The 16,810-nt window shown below is 49.4% G+C and carries 17 protein-coding genes and 3 pseudogenes; 13 read left to right on the plus strand and 7 right to left on the minus strand.

Going from position 1 to position 16,810, the window contains the following annotated elements:
- Positions 1–6 precede the first annotated feature (6 nt).
- Positions 7–1,071: a DUF262 domain-containing protein gene (locus COO59_RS02720; protein WP_103058320.1), complete on the plus strand. Its 1,065-nt coding sequence runs from the start codon at positions 7–9 to the stop codon at positions 1,069–1,071.
- Between the two features lies 1 nt (position 1,072).
- Complete coding sequence (locus COO59_RS02725; protein WP_103058321.1) at positions 1,073–1,684, plus strand: hypothetical protein; 612 nt, start codon at positions 1,073–1,075, stop codon at positions 1,682–1,684.
- A gap of 176 nt (positions 1,685–1,860) precedes the next feature.
- Here COO59_RS02725 and COO59_RS02730 read toward each other — a convergent pair whose 3' ends face one another.
- Complete coding sequence (locus tag COO59_RS02730) at positions 1,861–2,100, minus strand: hypothetical protein (RefSeq protein ID WP_103058322.1); 240 nt, start codon at positions 2,098–2,100, stop codon at positions 1,861–1,863.
- On the opposite strand from COO59_RS02730, the gene COO59_RS02735 reads away from it, so the two are divergent.
- The 6 genes and pseudogenes from COO59_RS02735 to COO59_RS21135 all read left to right on the plus strand — a co-directional run.
- Positions 2,087–2,419 carry a hypothetical protein gene (locus tag COO59_RS02735; protein WP_103058323.1) on the plus strand — a complete coding sequence of 111 codons (333 nt, stop codon included), beginning with the start codon at positions 2,087–2,089 and terminating at the stop codon, positions 2,417–2,419. The two genes, COO59_RS02730 and COO59_RS02735, sit on opposite strands and share 14 nt — an antisense overlap.
- 418 nt (positions 2,420–2,837) lie before the next feature.
- A pseudogene (locus COO59_RS21590) lies at positions 2,838–3,285 on the plus strand (STM2901 family protein).
- Positions 3,282–3,608, plus strand: coding sequence for a DUF1493 family protein (locus COO59_RS02750; protein WP_103058324.1), 327 nt, complete (start codon positions 3,282–3,284; stop codon positions 3,606–3,608). The pseudogene COO59_RS21590 and the gene COO59_RS02750 overlap by 4 nt, the downstream one beginning before the upstream one ends.
- 163 nt (positions 3,609–3,771) lie before the next feature.
- Positions 3,772–4,041, plus strand: a complete 270-nt coding sequence (locus COO59_RS02755; RefSeq protein WP_103058325.1) for a DUF1493 family protein — start codon at positions 3,772–3,774, stop codon at positions 4,039–4,041.
- Positions 4,042–4,472: 431 nt separating this feature from the next.
- Positions 4,473–4,634: pseudogene (locus COO59_RS21130) on the plus strand (con-10 family general stress protein); the annotation flags it as partial.
- Positions 4,623–4,784 (plus strand): annotated as a pseudogene (locus COO59_RS21135) (con-10 family general stress protein); the annotation flags it as partial. The pseudogenes COO59_RS21130 and COO59_RS21135, both read left to right, overlap by 12 nt.
- A 380-nt stretch (positions 4,785–5,164) precedes the next feature.
- Here COO59_RS21135 and COO59_RS02765 read toward each other — a convergent pair.
- Positions 5,165–5,353, minus strand: coding sequence for a hypothetical protein (locus COO59_RS02765; protein ID WP_103058327.1), 189 nt, complete (start codon positions 5,351–5,353; stop codon positions 5,165–5,167).
- Between the two features lie 849 nt (positions 5,354–6,202).
- Here COO59_RS02765 and COO59_RS02770 point away from each other — a divergent pair.
- Positions 6,203–6,562 (plus strand): TehB family protein, encoded by a 360-nt coding sequence (locus tag COO59_RS02770; protein WP_103058328.1) that lies wholly within the window; start codon positions 6,203–6,205, stop codon positions 6,560–6,562.
- Positions 6,563–6,572: 10 nt separating this feature from the next.
- Positions 6,573–6,755 carry a DUF1869 domain-containing protein gene (locus tag COO59_RS02775; RefSeq protein ID WP_103058329.1) on the plus strand — a complete coding sequence of 61 codons (183 nt, stop codon included), beginning with the start codon at positions 6,573–6,575 and terminating at the stop codon, positions 6,753–6,755.
- Between the two features lie 125 nt (positions 6,756–6,880).
- Here the strand turns inward: COO59_RS02775 and COO59_RS02780 are convergent, their stop codons facing one another.
- Together COO59_RS02780 and COO59_RS02790 are read right to left on the minus strand one after the other, a co-directional pair.
- Positions 6,881–7,129: a CsbD family protein gene (locus tag COO59_RS02780; RefSeq protein WP_103058330.1), complete on the minus strand. Its 249-nt coding sequence runs from the start codon at positions 7,127–7,129 to the stop codon at positions 6,881–6,883.
- 623 nt (positions 7,130–7,752) lie between these two features.
- A complete protein-coding gene (locus COO59_RS02790; RefSeq protein WP_103058332.1) occupies positions 7,753–8,445 on the minus strand; it encodes a CTP synthase C-terminal region-related (seleno)protein in 693 nt (230 codons plus the stop codon).
- Positions 8,446–8,842: 397 nt separating this feature from the next.
- Between COO59_RS02790 and COO59_RS02800 the strand changes: the two genes are divergently transcribed.
- Together COO59_RS02800 and COO59_RS02805 are read left to right on the plus strand one after the other, a co-directional pair.
- Positions 8,843–9,712 (plus strand): alpha/beta fold hydrolase, encoded by an 870-nt coding sequence (locus tag COO59_RS02800; RefSeq protein ID WP_103058334.1) that lies wholly within the window; start codon positions 8,843–8,845, stop codon positions 9,710–9,712.
- Between the two features lie 255 nt (positions 9,713–9,967).
- Entirely contained in the window at positions 9,968–10,615 is a 648-nt protein-coding gene (locus tag COO59_RS02805; RefSeq protein WP_103058335.1) for a metallophosphoesterase, read from the plus strand.
- A 23-nt stretch (positions 10,616–10,638) separates the two neighbouring features.
- Here the strand turns inward: COO59_RS02805 and rsmF are convergent, their stop codons facing one another.
- The 3 genes from rsmF to yebS all read right to left on the minus strand — a co-directional run bounded on the left by rsmF (position 10,639) and on the right by yebS (position 16,025).
- Positions 10,639–12,078 (minus strand): 16S rRNA (cytosine(1407)-C(5))-methyltransferase RsmF, encoded by a 1,440-nt coding sequence (rsmF, locus tag COO59_RS02810; protein ID WP_103058336.1) that lies wholly within the window; start codon positions 12,076–12,078, stop codon positions 10,639–10,641.
- Positions 12,079–12,181: 103 nt separating this feature from the next.
- Complete coding sequence (locus COO59_RS02815) at positions 12,182–14,818, minus strand: PqiB family protein (RefSeq protein ID WP_103058337.1); 2,637 nt, start codon at positions 14,816–14,818, stop codon at positions 12,182–12,184.
- Positions 14,784–16,025 carry a membrane integrity lipid transport subunit YebS gene (yebS, locus tag COO59_RS02820; RefSeq protein ID WP_103058338.1) on the minus strand — a complete coding sequence of 414 codons (1,242 nt, stop codon included), beginning with the start codon at positions 16,023–16,025 and terminating at the stop codon, positions 14,784–14,786. The genes COO59_RS02815 and yebS overlap by 35 nt, the downstream gene beginning before the upstream one ends.
- Before the next feature lie 218 nt (positions 16,026–16,243).
- On the opposite strand from yebS, the gene COO59_RS02825 reads away from it, so the two are divergent.
- Positions 16,244–16,744: a GAF domain-containing protein gene (locus tag COO59_RS02825; RefSeq protein ID WP_103058339.1), complete on the plus strand. Its 501-nt coding sequence runs from the start codon at positions 16,244–16,246 to the stop codon at positions 16,742–16,744.
- Positions 16,745–16,810: the final 66 nt, after the last annotated feature.

Raw genomic sequence — 16,810 nt, forward strand, 5'->3', positions numbered from 1 at the left:
ATTAAAATGAAAAACTTCGACTCTAGAACGTACAGCATACATGATTTTCTTGAATGGGAAAGTAACGGTCAACTTGAACTCTCGCCTAGATTTCAGAGGAAATCCGTATGGAATGAGAAAGCAAAATCTTATTTGATGGATACTATAGTTAATGGTAAGCCTATGCCTAAGGTATTTATAAGGCAAAAAACAAATGCTCAAACTAGGAAATCAGTAAGAGAGGTTGTCGACGGACAGCAGAGACTAAGAACAATATTGAGTTTTATTAAAGATGCGTTCCCTATCAGCAAACAACATAATAAAAAATTTGGTGGTAAATACTACTCACAATTATCAGAAGTTGATGAAAATATTCAGGCTCAAATATTGAGTTATGAAATATCAGTCGATTTGTTGGTTAATATGTCAGATGCCGATGTATTGGATGTTTTTGGAAGGTTGAATTCTTATTCAGTATTGTTAAACACACAAGAAAAAATTCACGCTAACCATTTTGGTCCTTTCAAAACATTAGCTGACAGACTTGCACATGAAAATAACGATTTTTGGATAGATAATAAAATACTTACACCACAAAAAATATTGAGGATGTCAGACGTAGAGCTGGTTTCTGATATATTGGTGGCATTAAATGATGGCATAAAGTCTAAAAAGCAAATTGAAAAATATTATGAACTGTACGAAACTGATGAGTTGCCAGTCGATGTTGAAGTATTAGAAGTACAATTTGGTCAGATTGTTTCATTAATTAGGCAGTTATACCCTGAAGGATTAAAAGATAAAGAATTTAGACGTATTCATGTTATCTACTCTTTATTCGTTTCCTTGTACCATATTCAGTTCGGAGTTCCAAACTTAAAAGCTGTGGGGCAGAGAATAGAAGACGGTGATATTGCTAAAATCACCAATAGATTGGATAGAATAGAACTTATTTTTATGGAGGAAAATAAAGCCGAGCTCACTGAAAGAGAAATTCAATTTTTAAATGATTGTAGACGAGCAACAACTGATACAGCGGTACGTATACGAAGGAGTGAGTATTTGAATGATGTGATTCTGGGCGAGGTATGATATGTCCTTAGAACAAAGTTATAAAAAATTTGAGGAAGGGATTCTCTTTGTTAATAGCTTAATCACAAATGCTCATCAAGAGCCAGTTGTTAATGACATAAAAAATTTTATTGTTGAGTCTGCGTTCCTTAAAATGTTTATTTATTGGGAGTCTTATTTAGAGGAGACGTTGCTAAAATATTTAAGCGGCAATACAGGTTTAGTTGAACCATTACCTTTGAGGTATTTGTCGCCGATTGATGAATTACATGCTAATAAAATGATCATTGGAACGCAAAAATATGTAGACTGGGCCAATGTGGAAATAGTCAAAAGAATTTCTAAACTTTTTATAGAAAATGGAGAGCCATTCAATGTCTCTCTTTCATCGATACAAGATAGCCTAAATGATTTAAAGGTTATAAGAAATAATACGGCCCACATAAGCTCTACAACTAATGCTGCATTTCTTAGTATAGTACGAAGGAAAATACCGAATTGGGCTGGTAGCTCAATATCCGTTAGTGACTTTCTTATGATGAACTCTCATGAAGATGCACAAAAAACAATATTACAAACTTATCAAGACAGCTTATTAATAGCAGGTGAAATAATTAAAAATTGTGATAGATAGTTTTTTGGTGTAGAGGCCACAAGTGCCTTGTCTTGCGGCCGCAACACTCAAATTTTTAACTTGAAATATAGTGGGAGCAGACATTTTGCTGTCTATTTATTTTCTAACTATATGATTAAATCAGGATAAAATAGCATTCGGTTTGTCATCTGAAATGCTTTATGGTGTAAAAATCATTACGGATTTTTTTTAATGACTTTATCCTCACTGGAGAGTAAAACAATGGTTTCATTAGATGGTAAATTTTGCTGGTACACGTCTGCTCCAAAGAAACCAATATTTTCAGTTGGTGTTGTTTGAAATGAGAATGAAAGATTTTTACCAGTAATAATGGTTAATCCACTGTTAAAAAATACAGCAGCAAATTTGAGTCTTTTGATAAAAGGGAGTTTGTTAGTAAATATGAATAATTTCATTGAATCAATCCATTGTCGGGCAAGATGGAATATTATAGACGAGATTAAGAATGAACTCGATAAGTTAGGGCAAAAAAATGAAAGAGGTCCTCTATGTTACTCGGTTGGCAACCTTGAGTACATAAACATTGCGTTGCCGATAGCAACTACTCTTATTGGCGGAGTAGTAGGGGTAATCGTATCTTTTGTCAATCGTGGAAAAAAAGTTCGGATTGTTTTCGATGGAAACAAAATAAAAGAAATCGATGCATCCAATTGTAATCCTGATGAGATTGTTGCCACTATCCAAAAGATTAAAGCGATAGATATTTTAGAATAGTACGTGAGAAAAAATTGTGTAGCCATTACATCGCCAATGCGGCCCGTAACTATATGAAATATAAGACCGATAATCGTCTTCGGTCTTTTTTTATATTATTGATTTATAATTTTTTTTTGTTGTTTGTTCGAAAGCATTCGAAATTTGTCCGAAAAGTCGTATCCGTTTTAAACCATCACATATTCCTGACCACGTGAATCCAGATATTTTTTTGTCATAGCGATGTTCTTATGGCCAAATAATCGCAGCATTCGCACCGGTCGGCCTTGCGCCAAATTCCTGCCGATGGCTTATGCGGACAGCCAGAAAGACGGCATACACAAAGCCTGGCAACAACGTGCCGGTTGGCCTTGCTCATCTGGACTGCTCAAATTTAAGTCGGTACTATTAAACGGTACTGAACAATAGGGATGAGCGTATGGATACTACAGAGCAGCTTAACGGGACTTATTTTTTGATGGAATGCTAAATCTTAGCGCCGGAGAACTGGCGTTCTGGATAGTGCTGGATGAGGCCCGCAAGCAATTAGGGTAAGCGACGTTTTTTCTCTGGGCCTTATCATTGGTGGTATCCCGATGGTTCCCACCCGTGGAAAGCTGGACGCAAAAAGGGCAACGCCAAATACCAGCCCTTTATCTGTGGCGATGAGAACTTTTATCAGGCACCGCCTGAATAGCCAGTGGAAATCACCAACATGGAGAACAATGTTAAACGGGCAGTGGGCCAAAACAAATAGCCTGGGCGGTTTGATCGGGCGATGGTTGCCGTGGATAGGAGTAATCATCACTGCATATGATGTGATTATGATTACCAGGAACAGTATATGGCGCTTCAATCTCATCGTTAAACCGGAGCATCGGGTATGAATGATGATAAAGAAATTGAAATTTTGCAGTTTGTCAGGAAAGAACTGGGTGCGCATGAACTCGGTATAGATGACAGTTTGACATCGGGTCGTTCAATGACCGTTTTTGAAGATGTCTTTAGCATGATGGAACGATTTTCGGAGCGTTTTGCCGTGGACTGTTCCGGTATCAACTGGTTTAAGTATTATCCCCGTGTTGGTATTCCCTTTTTACCCAATTTTTTGCTTCCTGAGAGAATGAAAACGGATCACTCCCCTCCGGCCCGGCTCACCGTAAAAATGCTTGTCGAGTCAGCAAAGGCTGGCCGGTGGTTATACAACTGACGGCACAATCAGACAGAACAGAGAGAGGCGGCCATGTGTCGCTTTTTTTCAAAGGTACTCCTGACGGATCTGGCAACCACGAGGCGCCAACACCGCGGTAAAAAACTAGTTTTTCGGTTTTTATTGGCATCATCATGCGCTTCTAAAAAAGCATTTCTGGGATATGCCTGATGAGAAATCATTAAGCACCGGCAAAAAAACAGTATTACCGGAAGATGCGCTTGATTTTTTTGAGGAATACGTAAAGCAGTGCGAAGTTGATATGACTGGCTTTAATTTTCGTCAATATTTCCCTAATGCCGGAATACGGTTTCTTCCAAATGCAATATTACCGGCTTATCTAAAAACTGACCATCATCAGCCGGAGCCGCTGACGGTCAGTATGTTGATAGCCTCTGCTGAAGCCGGGCGCTGGCTCTATATAAGTAAATAACCTTTAACAAGCTCACATTGCCGGCGCAGCGGGCCAGTTAATAGCGGGAGCGGCTGGCGGGCTGCAGCCGAAAGCTGGGCTATAAAAAGTTACTAATCAGTAAGTTAGCTTAAATTTTTGTTGCGGAGGGATACTTATTATTATGTTTGTAAGAAGATTTATTAGAGTAATTAAATGTAACTGCTGTAATAACCTATTTTAATGAATCCTTGCTGCACTTGTTTAATTACTAAGGGAAAATCCATTTTGCGGTTAGCTTGTATCATATGATTTATGTGTTTTATTTCTTCCCGGATAAAAATAATCAGGAAATATATTCGCAACTTTGTCTGGGGCGACTAGTATTATTCATGCAACACGAAAAATGTCCGGTGTAATTAGCATTATGCTGGTTGCCATTAAACTAATGACAATATGTTCAGGAGGATATTATGGCCGAACATCGTGGTGGTTCCGGTAACTTCGCAGAAAACCGTGAAAAAGCATCTGAAGCAGGTAAAAAAGGCGGGCATAACAGCGGCGGTAACTTCGCTAATGACCCAGAACGTGCATCTGAAGCAGGTAAGAAAGGCGGGCAACATAGCGGCGGTAACTTCGCTAATGACCCAGAGCGTGCATCTGAAGCGGGTAAGAAAGGCGGCCAGCATAGCGGCGGTAACTTCGCCAATGACCGCGAAAAAGCTTCAGAAGCAGGTAAAAAAGGTGGCGAGCATAGCCACGGCGGCGGACGCAAATCCGAGTAAAAAAGAATGTTATTGATTCTTTTAACTGCCAGCCCCGACGGTGATACGTTGGGGCTTAATTCTTTAGTAGCAGACACTACAAGACAGAGGCGGATCGGCAGGCTGCATTCGATAAACCTTAAAATGCCATTGTTCAATAAATGACCTGTCACGAAAGCGCGCAAAACTAAGGGGCGTTTTTGTTGCTAATCGGGTGGACTCTATAACTCTTGCGCCAAAAAGCCAGGCGAGATAACCGCAACTCAAAACGGTCATTAATAAAAGGGTTTATCGGCGATGGAAGGCGGATGAAGAATAGTTAGCGGCCAGAACTGCGATGCTGACGGGTTCAGGTATTAAAAAGGGCCGCCTGGGCAGCCCGAAAATTTAACTTATTAATATCAAACGATATTCATTGCTGTTACGTCAATATCAGATCTTAAAATGCCATGTCTGACAGATTGCTCATCAAAAAAATCATTTAAAGCACGAACAGCGTTTTCGCCATGAATTGACAAAGACATTTCAACAGCTTGCCCGCCTTTTTTTATAATGAACTTTACAAACCAACTCTTCTTTACTGAACTCATTCTTTGCCCCCCTGGTGATAAATCGGGTTTGCTCCCGTGCTTATTTAATCGGCTAATTCCGCTAAAACTTTAACCACTTTTAGCTGGCAAGCGGTTATGAGAGACAGGCTTAGAGCATTTTTAATGCCTTACAGGGTGGCAGATAACACCTCAGACAGGCGTTTGATCGTGCCAAAGTCGCGTTTGTTGTTGCTAAGACATCGGTCAAAATTTTACGCACGGGGCTATTACGTCCACGGTTAGACAGCCTCGTCTGGGTCTTTAACGGCCGCTTTTTTGATGACAAAACCCGGTTTATACGCATTTATACACAGGCTACCCCCATTTTCTGTGGATAAGTTTCCTGTCTGTTTTGATGGCATGTTGGCCCGCCAGAGGTTAATCAGCTCGGTGTATGGATTAAAACGTAGCGTGTTTGTATGAGCACCGATGTTGTTCAGCGCGTCCGTATAGCGAAAAGGGGCGTTTTTTACCCGCTCGGGTTAAAATTTAAACAGGAATGAAAGGCCGACATCTCTCGCGCCGAAATTATCTGTGGCCGGGATGGCCGCGAGATGATGGCAGATAACATAGCGTATGCCGTGTGTTCGGTGTTTATGCTGCACACTTTAGTAAAAAGCTGTCTGGATATGTTAAAAATCAATTAACATCTCTCCTGATAAATTTAATATCACTCAGTAATATTAAATAATTATCATATTTTATAAATTGCGATAAACCGTTATTTAACGTAGTTAATAATCATGAAGAAAAATAGCCTTAGAAATGCACTTTTAGAAAAGTACTCATTAAGATTAAGTGGTGAAATAGCGGCCTGAGCTCACCGTTTATCTACCGAGGAGAAAAGTTGTGCTGCGGATCCCAAAAAATTGCATCCATACGCGTTCTACGCCGTTCTGGAATAAGGATGACGCTCCGGCCGGATTGTTTCAGCGCCATCTCGATCATAATACTCAGCCCGGCGTTTATCCGCGCCTGTCGGTAATGCAGGGGGCGGTTAAATACTATGGGTTTGCCGATGCTGAAAGTGCTGAGCCGGATAACGAATTGCTGATTGAAGCTGGCCAGTTTGGTGTATTTCCGCCAGAAAAATGGCATCACATTGAACTGATGACCGATGATACGTATTTCAATATTGAATTCTTTGTGGCGCCTGACGTGCTGCTAAAAGGTGCTGGCTTACGTCAAACGGCTAACTCTCAGAAATAAAGAGGATTATATGCAGAAGGCTACTTATACCGTTACGGTTACTAATAATAGCAACGGCGTTTCGGCTGATTTTGAAACGGAGACGCCCCTGAGCCTGCTGGTGCCGGATGTTGCAGCTGAGGTGGTAAAGGACCTGGTCAATATTGTCAGAGGTTACGACACAGAAGAAGAGTCTGATGTTTGTGGCTGGTGACAGCTGGAATACTAAACGGGTTATTATCCGGAGCGCCGTACAACCCCGTCCTTTCGGGCGGGGAGGATGGCAAAAAGTGTTTTACCAGGCGCAGACTGGCAGGAAACCTGCCAGTCTGAGAGCCGTTATTTACGGCCTAACAGATAACCAAATACCACACCGACAGCCGCTGCAACAGCTAATCCACCGACCGGGTTAGAAGAAATCTGGCTTCTCACGCAATCAGCGGCGTCTTTTACTGCATAACTTGCCTGGCTTGCATATTTGCGCGCGGCGCCCTGGGTTTCATCAGTATAGCTATCCGTTGCGCGACCATAAGCTTCCTGAGCCTTACCTGCGCCTTCACGTACTTTATCTGCAGATTTACCTAACATATTTTTTCTCCTTTGAAAGCGTTGAGTAAATTAAGTCTAGCAGAAATAAAGCTAAGCGCTGGGCAGGGGGAGAACGCCAGAACGCCGCTACCGAGGTATTTACTTATTTACTGTGGCCATTTTAACCTGCTTCAGCAGGCACGATGCGATCGACGACAGCAAGGCCTGGCGCTGGCATACGGGGCTAAGAGACGAAGCGAGCAGAACGCTGAAAGAATAGATTATTGGCGTAACAGGCTTTATGCGGGCACGTTCCAGGAGCGGATAATACTCAGGAAAAATTGATAAATTAAGATTAATCCGGGCGTACGTAACGGTATATACCACATTTAAAATAAACACTCATAATAAAGGCAGCGAAAAACCTGCCTTTATTATTGCTCATCAGCGCAATATGTATCCGGATTACTTTTATATTGCAAAAATTAAACGCCTTTTAGATGAGATAAAAGTAAAAGGCATAGGGCTGCGGTTTTTAGAAAATATCAATTATACGGAAACGAAACTTAACTGCTTTATGAGCCAAATTAATGCGCTTTTGCTGAGGTGGTTGTTATCCCGCCGAAAGGAAATGTTTAAACGGAAGTGCAAGGGGAGGTTGCTCCCCCTGTTTATTATCAGTCTCAGGAGACGGCCGCTTTAATCCATGCCAGCACCAGCGGTGAAATTTGCTGGCGTAGCGCCGCTCGTTCAGACTGAAACAGCGTGGCGATAAAAAAGCGATGATCGGGCAGCTCAATGGCTCGCGCATCGCCCGCCGTATCGTGAGCGCTGATGCGTAATGGAAACGCCTTCAGCTCATCAATAAAAGCGGGATTAACGCCAAAATTACAGTGATAGCCTTCATGCGTCGATAGCGTACCGTAAGCGTCAGCAATGCGGCTTGCTGGTTCCAGCTTCACATCGCCGGTTTTCTCTACCAGCGAGCACGCCAGCGGCGTAATCACTAAACGCCCCGTCTCGTCTGTTTCCGCATGTCCGGCATCGTGCCAGCCCATCACGTTTCGCGCATATTCCAGCAGCGCATATTGAAAGCCGCCGCAGGAACCAAGGAAAGGAACCTGCCGCTCGCGCGCCCAGGTAATGGCGGTAAAGGCGCCCCGATCGTGCTGATAGGGACTGCCGGGCACCAGCCAGATGGCATCATAGCCCGTCAGGGCATCTGCGTTATGTATCGACGATGTCGGCAACCAATCCCAGGTAGCGGTAATATCTAACTGGCTTAGCGCAAGAGGGATAGCCAGCGGAATAGCCTGATGAGCAACGGCGGTCGGGCGATAATCACCCACTAAGGCAAGACGAATAGCAGCGGACATCTTCAGCTTCCTGTGCAGGGAAAAAAGGAGACTAGCCAAACCGTTTTATTTTTGCAAATGGCTGTGAACCGCGCTTTTTTAGCTAAACGCAGGATATTCAGGCACGATCCTTGCTGTTAGCGATGAGGACGGCATCGCCAGCGGCGGGTTTAAATCCTGTGCTTCCAGCGGCCCTGGCCGAAATGGCGTTTGACATAAGCGCCAACGCGATCGGCGCGCTGCCGGATCCGATAAAATCTCTGGAGTGCATAGCGGTTCTCGCTGATTTATGCGATAAAGAGCACAGATTTAAGCGTAGCAAAGAAAGTTATCGCTATGGTCCTGCGACCGATCCCTGCGCGATAGCCCGCCGTCCGGCCAATTAATCCTCTTCACAACCGTCACGGGAATTCGTTTAATGCATAGCAAACCGGCAATTTTACTGGCAGGCGTTCTGGCGCTGGCCCCTGCATTAGCGCAGACGGAAACACAGCACAGCCATTGGGGAACGCGCTGGCAGCGGCTACCAGCCACGCCCGCTCCGGTCGCTGGCATGCAAACAGGCTATGCCGGGGTGAACGGTATTCAGCTTTATTACGCCACGATGGGCAAAGGGGCGCCGGTCATTCTGCTGCACGGCGGGCTGGCCAACAGCGATTACTGGGGGCTGCAGGTTGTGGAACTGGCGAAGCATTATCAGGTGATCGTGGTTGACAGCCGTGGACACGGTCGCAGTACGCATAACGCGCAGCCTTACGGCTATGATTTGATGACCGACGATATTATTGCCCTGATGGATCGTCTGCATCTGCCGACAGCCGCTATTGTTGGCTGGAGCGACGGGGCGATCGTCGGGTTGGATATGGCGATGCGTTATCCGCAGCGGGTAAGCAAAGTCTTTGCCTTTGCCCCCAATACCACCACGCAGGGCGTAAAGCCTGGCGTGGAACAGAATCCGCTGTTTGCCGCCTATCTTTCCCGTGCGGCCGAAGAGTATAAAAAGCTATCGGCAACGCCTGACGACTGGCAAAACATTGTGCGGCAGATTAGCCAGATGTGGCAGTCGCAGCCCGAATGGCGCGATGAGGATTTACGAAATATTGGTGCGCAGGTAATGATTGCTGATGGCGATCATGATGAGGCTATCGACCGCAATCATCTGGAACATATTGCCGCGACGATCCCTGACGCCGGGCTGCTGATTCTGCCCACCGTTAGCCACTTTGCATTTTTACAGGCGCCGCAAGAGTTTACCGATGCGGTGCTGCATTTCCTCGACGATAAATAATTCTGCATGTGCTGATTGGCTAACGCGCGCGGCGAAGGTCGCGGCGCGCTTAACCCACGATGAATTTGTGCACCAGGCGAGCCAGAATTTCCAGTAACAGCAGGCTTCCGCTAAAAAGGCAGATCAGCATCATAATAAACTTCTTCTGGTTATTCATTCTGTTCCGCACCTGTAATTGACTCCGCTGCTACACTTTAGAGGCTATAGCCTTAACCGCACATCAATATCACCCTTACAGCTGTAAGGAAAACCATCATGTTGTATCAATACCTTAACGGCGATAACTGGCGGCATATTTATATTGTTGGTGATTTGCATGGCTGCCGTGCCTTGCTGGATCGACAGCTGCTGGCCGCGCGCTTTGATCCGCAGCAGGATCTGCTGGTTTCGGTCGGGGATTTAATTGACCGTGGGCCAGATAGCCTGGGCTGCCTGCGTCTGCTGGCGGAGCCCTGGTTTCGTAGCGTGCGCGGTAATCATGAGGTAATGGCGTTGAACGCGCTGCTACGGAACGACACGCTGCTATGGAAAATGAACGGCGGCGACTGGTTCTGGCGGCTGAAGGGCAAACCGCGCGATGAGGCACAGCGCGCCCTGATGCAGTGTCAAACGCTGCCTTTAATCCTGCATATCAACCTGGAGGAGCGCACGGTGATTGTCGCCCATGCTGACTATCCGGCATCGCATTACGCTTTTGAACAGCCGGTTGATGAATATGAAGTGGTCTGGGGCCGCGAGCGGATCCATCACTTACAGCACGGGCAGGGGGAAGCGATCGCCGGTGCGGATGCCTTCTATTTTGGTCATACGCCGCTGGACCAGCCGCTTAGCGGCTGGAACCAACACTTTATTGATACCGGCGCCGTCTTCGGCAATCGACTTACGCTGATTAAAATTCAATAAGCGCTCGGTCTGCAGGAAGCGCGTTAACGACGGAACAGTTTACCGTCGCGTACCAGCTCACGTGGATAGCTGTTTTTTAAACGCTGCCCTACCTTTTTCGCCAGGCCGAGCGGCTGCTGCTGCCAGGTAACCAGCACTTCATCGCGTGGAAGCAGTGCCTGCGGCCAGATGTCACGCCCGCGATACCACTCTTCCGCTTCACTTTCGCTTAGCTCAACGCTATTGGCCGCATCGGGACGGGCGAGAGCGATAACCGCTTCATGCTGCCAGCGGTAGCCTTTATTAAAAGTCTCCGCCAGCTTCAGCCCAATGCGTGAAAAGCGAACCCGACCGAACAGCGGCTCTGCTGCGGTGGGAAATAGCCAGATCTCTTTATCGCGCTGCCATAGCGAGAGCGACGCCTGCCAGTGCAAACCCGATTTTGCGGCGGCCTGCATCACCGTTTGCGCATCCTTACGCGACAGCGGACTGAAAGGAAACTTACCTACTTTATAACCCGGCGCGGGAAGCGATTCGACGCTGGCGGTTTTGCGTAGCCGCGCCACAAAGAAACCTTCGCTATCGAAAAGCTGCGGGAAAACGTGCAAAAAGCCTTCCGGCGTGGCGGCTTTATCCGCGCCGGGAAACAGATCGGCCAGTGAATCGATCGCCAGTGCGTCGGGATAACGTTGACAAAGCCACGTCACGACCTGCTGATTTTCCAGCTTGTTCAGAGTACAGGTTGAATAAATCAGCGTGCCGCCGGGCCTGAGCGCATGAAAGGCGCTGTCCAGCAAATCGCGCTGGGTTGCCGCGATGGCGTTGGTGCTTTCCAGCGTCCAGTTGCGCAGCGCGTCGGCATCTTTACGGATCACGCCTTCGCCGGAGCAGGGAGCATCAAGCAGAATGGCATCGAACGTTTCCGGCAGCGCCGGGCCAAAGACGCGTCCGTCAAAATGGGTGATTGCCGTATTGCTGATACCGCAGCGGCTGATATTCGCGTGCAGCACTTTTACCCGGCTGGCCGCATATTCATTGGCGACAATCACGCCCTGATTATTCATCAGCGCCGCCATCTGGGTGGTTTTCGATCCGGGCGCGGCCGCCACGTCCATCACGTGTTCAGGTTGCGGCTGCGCGGCGAACAGCGCGCTAACCGGCAGCATTGAGCTGGCCTCCTGAATATAAAACAGCCCGCTGAGATGCTCAGCGACGCTGCCCAACGGCAGCGCTTCATCTTCTTCGCTGCGCTCTATCCAGAACCCTTCGGCACACCAGGGGATTGGCGTTAGCTGCCAGCCGTAGCCAGCCGTCTGGCTTAAAAAGTCCGCCACGCTGATTTTCAGCGTATTCACGCGCAGGCTGCGGCGCAGCGGCTGCTGGCTGATAGCAAGAAAGGCCTGCAGGCTGGCTTCATCGGGCAGCGTCTGCCGCATCAGATCAAGGAAGGCCTCAGGGAAACTGGCTCGGGATTGTTGGGGCACGACAGAGTTCCGGTAGTTGCGAAAAAATCAGGCGGGAAGTGTACCACAGCTATGATGAAAGCTGATGAAGAGGGGAGCCTGACAGGCAGGCTCCCGAAGCATTTCAGGAAGAGGGGATTGCCGTCCCCCATTTACGCCAATCTTTGGGCTCTTCGTCCTGCAGCAGGAAATGTTTGCCGGAGTCGGCCTGCGGCGCCAGCGGCACCGTCGGCGGCGTGGCAAACTGAATGCCGCCGCGAATAAACTGCTGGAAGGTGCCCGTTTTCACCACCCCGCCAATCAGGCCAAACTCCAGGTTATAGCCGGAGGCCAGCCAGAATATCGAGTTATTGCGCACCAGATGCTGATACTTCTTGCTGATGCGCAGCTGAACCTGCACGCGATCCGCCATGCTGCCGAGCGAGGTACCGGTTACCGTACCGACCTCAACGCCACGGAACAGCACCGGCGTGCCGATGCCCAGCGATCCCGCTTCCGGCGCATCGACCACGATACTTAGTCCGTTCAGATAGCGTGAATCGGTAATGGTGGTTTCCTGCAGCTCGAAACGGCGAATCAGACTGCCTTTACCCGGATCGACGTTAATATAAGGCTGCAGCAGCGTTTCCAGATGATTAACCCCGGTGGCCGATATTTCCGGCGAAACCACCGAGAAACGGCTGCCGGTGCGGGCAAAGCTTTGTACATATTCCGGGTAAAGCACCGCTTTCGCGATCACCTGATTATGATCCTGGCTGAGCGCCAGCGATTCAACCTGGCCGATATCAATCCCCAGATAGCGAATCGGCATGTTGGCTGAGAGCTTGCTGCCGTCATAGGTGTGCAGCAGGATCTGGCTGCCGACGGCGCGCGCAGCGGTCTCGGAGTTGTAAAGCACGCGCGTTTCATTTTTGCTGCTGCTGGCGCCTGCGAGATTATCAAAGCTGATCGCGCCGCGCAGCGCTCGGTTCAGCGGCGAAGCCTGTACCGTCAGGCCGCTGCCGTTCAGCTGTACTTTTGCGCCGCCTTCCGCCCAGAACACGCTATCGGGCGTCAACAGCTTGCGATATTCCGGCTTAATATGCACCGCCACCACAAACTCATTGGCTTTCGGCGTCACATCGACAATTTCACCCACCTGGAACTTGCGATACAGCACGACCGATCCGGGCTGAACATCCGGCAGGCTGTTAGCCGTTAGCGTCAGGGTGGTCGGCGGACGTTCGCCGATAATACCTTCCTCTGCCTTCTCCGCATTGGCGTACAGCGGATACCGATTGAGCGGCGCGCCTTTGTCGCCCGGCTGCAGGCGAATGCCGCCTTCCACCCATTCGCTGGCGCTGGCGCCCAGCACTTTCATCCCGTCCAGGCCAAATTTAACGTCAAGCCGGCTGTTGATAATGAATTTGCTGTCGGCATGCACCAGCTGGCGATGCTCAGCGGCAATTGCCGCCTCGAACTCCACCCCTTTAGCGGTGAGACGTCGCTGAATAACCTGACCAATCTGGATGCCGCGCAGCACCACGGGCTGGCCCGCATCGATGCCGTAGCTTTCCGGCGCGATCAGCCGCACGGTCAGCACGTCGGGCTGCTGTAACAGCGCCTCGTTGCTTTGCCGTACCTGGAAGCGACTTTGCGGATCGCCATCGCCTGGGAACAGCTCCAGCGTGGTGCCGGTTAATAGCGAACTCAGGTCAGGATTATTCAGGCTGACTTTCGGGCTGCGCATTTCGATACGCGTACCGCTGCGCATCAGCCCAACCACGGAAGGATCTAACGTCAGCTCGCCGATCACTTTGCCGCCGGGTTGTAGCGTCATTTTGGACAGGGTGCCGACCTCCAGCCCCTGATAGAGCAGCGGCGTGCTGCCTTCCTGCAGGCCTTTGCCATTGGGCAGATCGAGCGTGACGATAACCCCGCGCTGGCTGTGGGCCAGATCGGGATAAAGCTGATAGTTACTTTCGCTGGTGGCCTGCTGCGAAGCGGGTGGGGAATCAAAAGCGATCGCGCCGTTCACCAGCGCCGCCAGGCTTTCCAGCTCCACTTTCGCCCCGCCAAGATTAACGTCCGCCTTGACGCCGGAAACGTTCCAGAAACGGCTGTCCTTCTTCACCAGATTAGTGAAGCGGCGCTCAATCAGCACATCAACGGTCACGCCGTTATTGTCGGGATTGATGGTGTAGTCATACACGCGACCGACCGGAATTTTTCGGTAATAAACCAGCGATCCGGTGTTCAGCGAGCCAAGATCCGGCGCGTGCAGGTGTACCAGCATCTCTCCGGTATTGACGCGATATTTCGGCTGCGTATCCAGCGCAACGAAGTTCTCCCGGCGCGGCCCGCTCTTGCCCGGCATCATGCCGATATAGTTACCGCCGACCAGCGCATCCAGCCCGGAAACGCCCGCCAGCGAGGCTTTAGGCGTTACCAGCCAGAATTGCGCATCCTCACGCAGCGCATCGCGCATATCGCTTTTGATACTGACGCGCACTTTGATTTTACGCAGATCGTCGCTGAGGCTGATGCCCTGCACGGTGCCGACCTCAACCCCCTGATAGCGTACCGGCGTGCGCCCCGGCACAATGCCGTCGGCCTGAGCGAAGTCGATGGTGACCGTGGTGCCGCGCTCCTGATAGTTGGTCCACAGCAGCCAACCGGCAATCATCAGGGCAATAAAAGGCAGCAGCCAGAACGGCGAGATTTTACGCTTGTTGGTTATCTGCGCTCTAGTCGGTGTAGTCGGCGTTTGTTGCATGAGCATCCCAAATAAGACGGCTATCCAGCCACTGTACGGCGAGGATAGTTAAAATTACCGCGGTGCCAAAATAGAAGGCGGCCGGTCCCATAGTAAAAGCCAGCAGCTGGTCACGATTTACCAGCGACATGGTTAACGAAATCACAAACAGATCCAGCATGGACCAGCGTCCCACCCAGGTGACCATGCGCAGCAGCCGGATACGGGTTTTTAGCCCCTGCTGGCAGCGAAAATGAATACTAAGCAGCAGCACCAGCAGCACCAGCACCTTGGTAAAGGGCACCAGAATACTGGCGATAAACACGATCGCCGCCACCGGGATATTGCCGGAGGCCAGCGACAGGATGCCGGAGAAAATCGTATCTTCCTGGCGTCCGCCGTTCAGATAAATAATCGAGATCGGCAGCAGATTGGCCGGGATCAGGAAAACGATGGCGGATATGAGCGCCGCCCACGATTTTTGCAGGCTGTAGGGCCGACGATGAGCGAGGCGCGTATGGCAGCGCGGACAGCGCCCGCGCATATCCGACATCCCGGTATGATGGCAGTTCAGGCAGATCTGTAATTTTTCCTGCGCCACCTCCGCCTGCGGCTGCGGATAGAAGCGGTGCCACAGCTGCTCTACGTTGAGATGAATGATTGTCAACAGGCTAAGGATCATCAGCGCGATAAACGCCAACAGCCCGTAGCCGACGTCAATATCGGCGTAATCCTTTACCTTAATCGACGCCACCGCCACGCCCACCAGATAAATATCCAGCATTACCCACTCTTTCAGGCGATCCAGCATCAATAGTACCGGACGCAAATTCATGCCCAGCCGGTTGCCGAAAAACAGAAAGGCGATAGCTGCGACCAGCGTAGCCGGCGCGCCAATGGTGCAAAAGGTAACCATCGCGGCGGTCAGCACGTCGCCCTGCATGGTCATCTGCATAATGCCCGTCAGCAGGTTGGCGCGAATCGGCGTACCCAGCAGGCGGATCTGGATAAGCGGCTCGGTAAACGCAAAGGGCATCAGCAGCAGCATGGTTACCGCCATTGCCGTCAAGCGCGTCATCGACCAGTCACGACCGGTCATGATTTTGGCGTTGCAGCGCGGACAATGAGCAGACTGGCAGGATTTAACATCCGGTAAGGAAAAAAGGGTATCGCATTGCGGACAACGCTGATAACGTTCATGAGGCAAAACGTGACTGATAGTATGTATTTTCATATAGTAAAGCGGTGACCCTCATCGTGCAGATAAGCACGGTCCTTAAATGACGTCAAACGGACGCTGAGGGGCTTAGCCCGTTTTGATAATCCGATCCGCAGGATCCTAAGGTTATATTAACTCCCGTGATCCTTCACCTTGTGGCTACGGATATTTAATGCTTATTTTACCGGACGGCTCAATTGTAGCCGTCCGCTTGCTTTTAAGATGGTCGGAAAATGAACAAACAAGAATTTTATCACGATCTTAACCGCGATCTGCGTGCGCTTATCGCCGGTGAAACCAGTTTTCTTGCGGCGCTGAGCAACAGCAGCGCGCTGCTGTTTGAGCGCCTGGAAGGCGTTAACTGGGCGGGCTACTATCTGTTAACCGAAGAGAAGACGCTGGTGCTGGGGCCGTTCCAGGGCAAAATCGCCTGCGTACGTATTCCGGTTGGCCGCGGCGTTTGTGGCACGGCAGTTGCAGAGAAGAGCGTGCAGCGCGTGGATGATGTGCATGCATTCCCCGGCCATATCGCCTGTGATGCCGCCAGCAACGCTGAAATCGTGCTGCCGCTTATCGTCAATGATGAGGTTATCGGGGTACTGGATATCGACAGTACGCGCTTCAATCGCTTTGACAGCGAAGATGAAATCGGTCTGCAAACCTTTACCAACGCGCTTTGCGACGTATTAGCCCAAAGCGATGTTAAAAAATATATTCATCTGAATCGTGGCTAAAACGCTGGATTTCGTGGCAATTGCTGATGGGGTCATTATAATGTCGCCTGTTCATGCCTGCGGCTT

The organism is Mixta theicola (assembly GCF_002895925.1).
GTDB lineage: Bacteria > Pseudomonadota > Gammaproteobacteria > Enterobacterales > Enterobacteriaceae > Mixta > Mixta theicola.

Coding starts and splice junctions, on each gene's coding strand:
- COO59_RS02825 (WP_103058339.1), top strand. CDS start 16,244: ATGAACAAACAAGAATTTTATCACGATCTTAACCGCGATCTGCGTGCG.
- COO59_RS02790 (WP_103058332.1), bottom strand. CDS start 8,445: ATGTCCGCTGCTATTCGTCTTGCCTTAGTGGGTGATTATCGCCCGACC.
- COO59_RS02730 (WP_103058322.1), bottom strand. CDS start 2,100: ATGAAATTATTCATATTTACTAACAAACTCCCTTTTATCAAAAGACTC.
- COO59_RS02750 (WP_103058324.1), top strand. CDS start 3,282: ATGAATGATGATAAAGAAATTGAAATTTTGCAGTTTGTCAGGAAAGAA.
- COO59_RS02805 (WP_103058335.1), top strand. CDS start 9,968: ATGTTGTATCAATACCTTAACGGCGATAACTGGCGGCATATTTATATT.
- COO59_RS02780 (WP_103058330.1), bottom strand. CDS start 7,129: ATGTTAGGTAAATCTGCAGATAAAGTACGTGAAGGCGCAGGTAAGGCT.
- COO59_RS02755 (WP_103058325.1), top strand. CDS start 3,772: ATGCCTGATGAGAAATCATTAAGCACCGGCAAAAAAACAGTATTACCG.
- COO59_RS02725 (WP_103058321.1), top strand. CDS start 1,073: ATGTCCTTAGAACAAAGTTATAAAAAATTTGAGGAAGGGATTCTCTTT.
- yebS (WP_103058338.1), bottom strand. CDS start 16,025: ATGAAAATACATACTATCAGTCACGTTTTGCCTCATGAACGTTATCAG.
- COO59_RS02765 (WP_103058327.1), bottom strand. CDS start 5,353: ATGAGTTCAGTAAAGAAGAGTTGGTTTGTAAAGTTCATTATAAAAAAA.
- COO59_RS02775 (WP_103058329.1), top strand. CDS start 6,573: ATGCAGAAGGCTACTTATACCGTTACGGTTACTAATAATAGCAACGGC.
- COO59_RS02735 (WP_103058323.1), top strand. CDS start 2,087: ATGAATAATTTCATTGAATCAATCCATTGTCGGGCAAGATGGAATATT.
- COO59_RS02815 (WP_103058337.1), bottom strand. CDS start 14,818: ATGCTCATGCAACAAACGCCGACTACACCGACTAGAGCGCAGATAACC.
- COO59_RS02720 (WP_103058320.1), top strand. CDS start 7: ATGAAAAACTTCGACTCTAGAACGTACAGCATACATGATTTTCTTGAA.
- COO59_RS02800 (WP_103058334.1), top strand. CDS start 8,843: ATGCATAGCAAACCGGCAATTTTACTGGCAGGCGTTCTGGCGCTGGCC.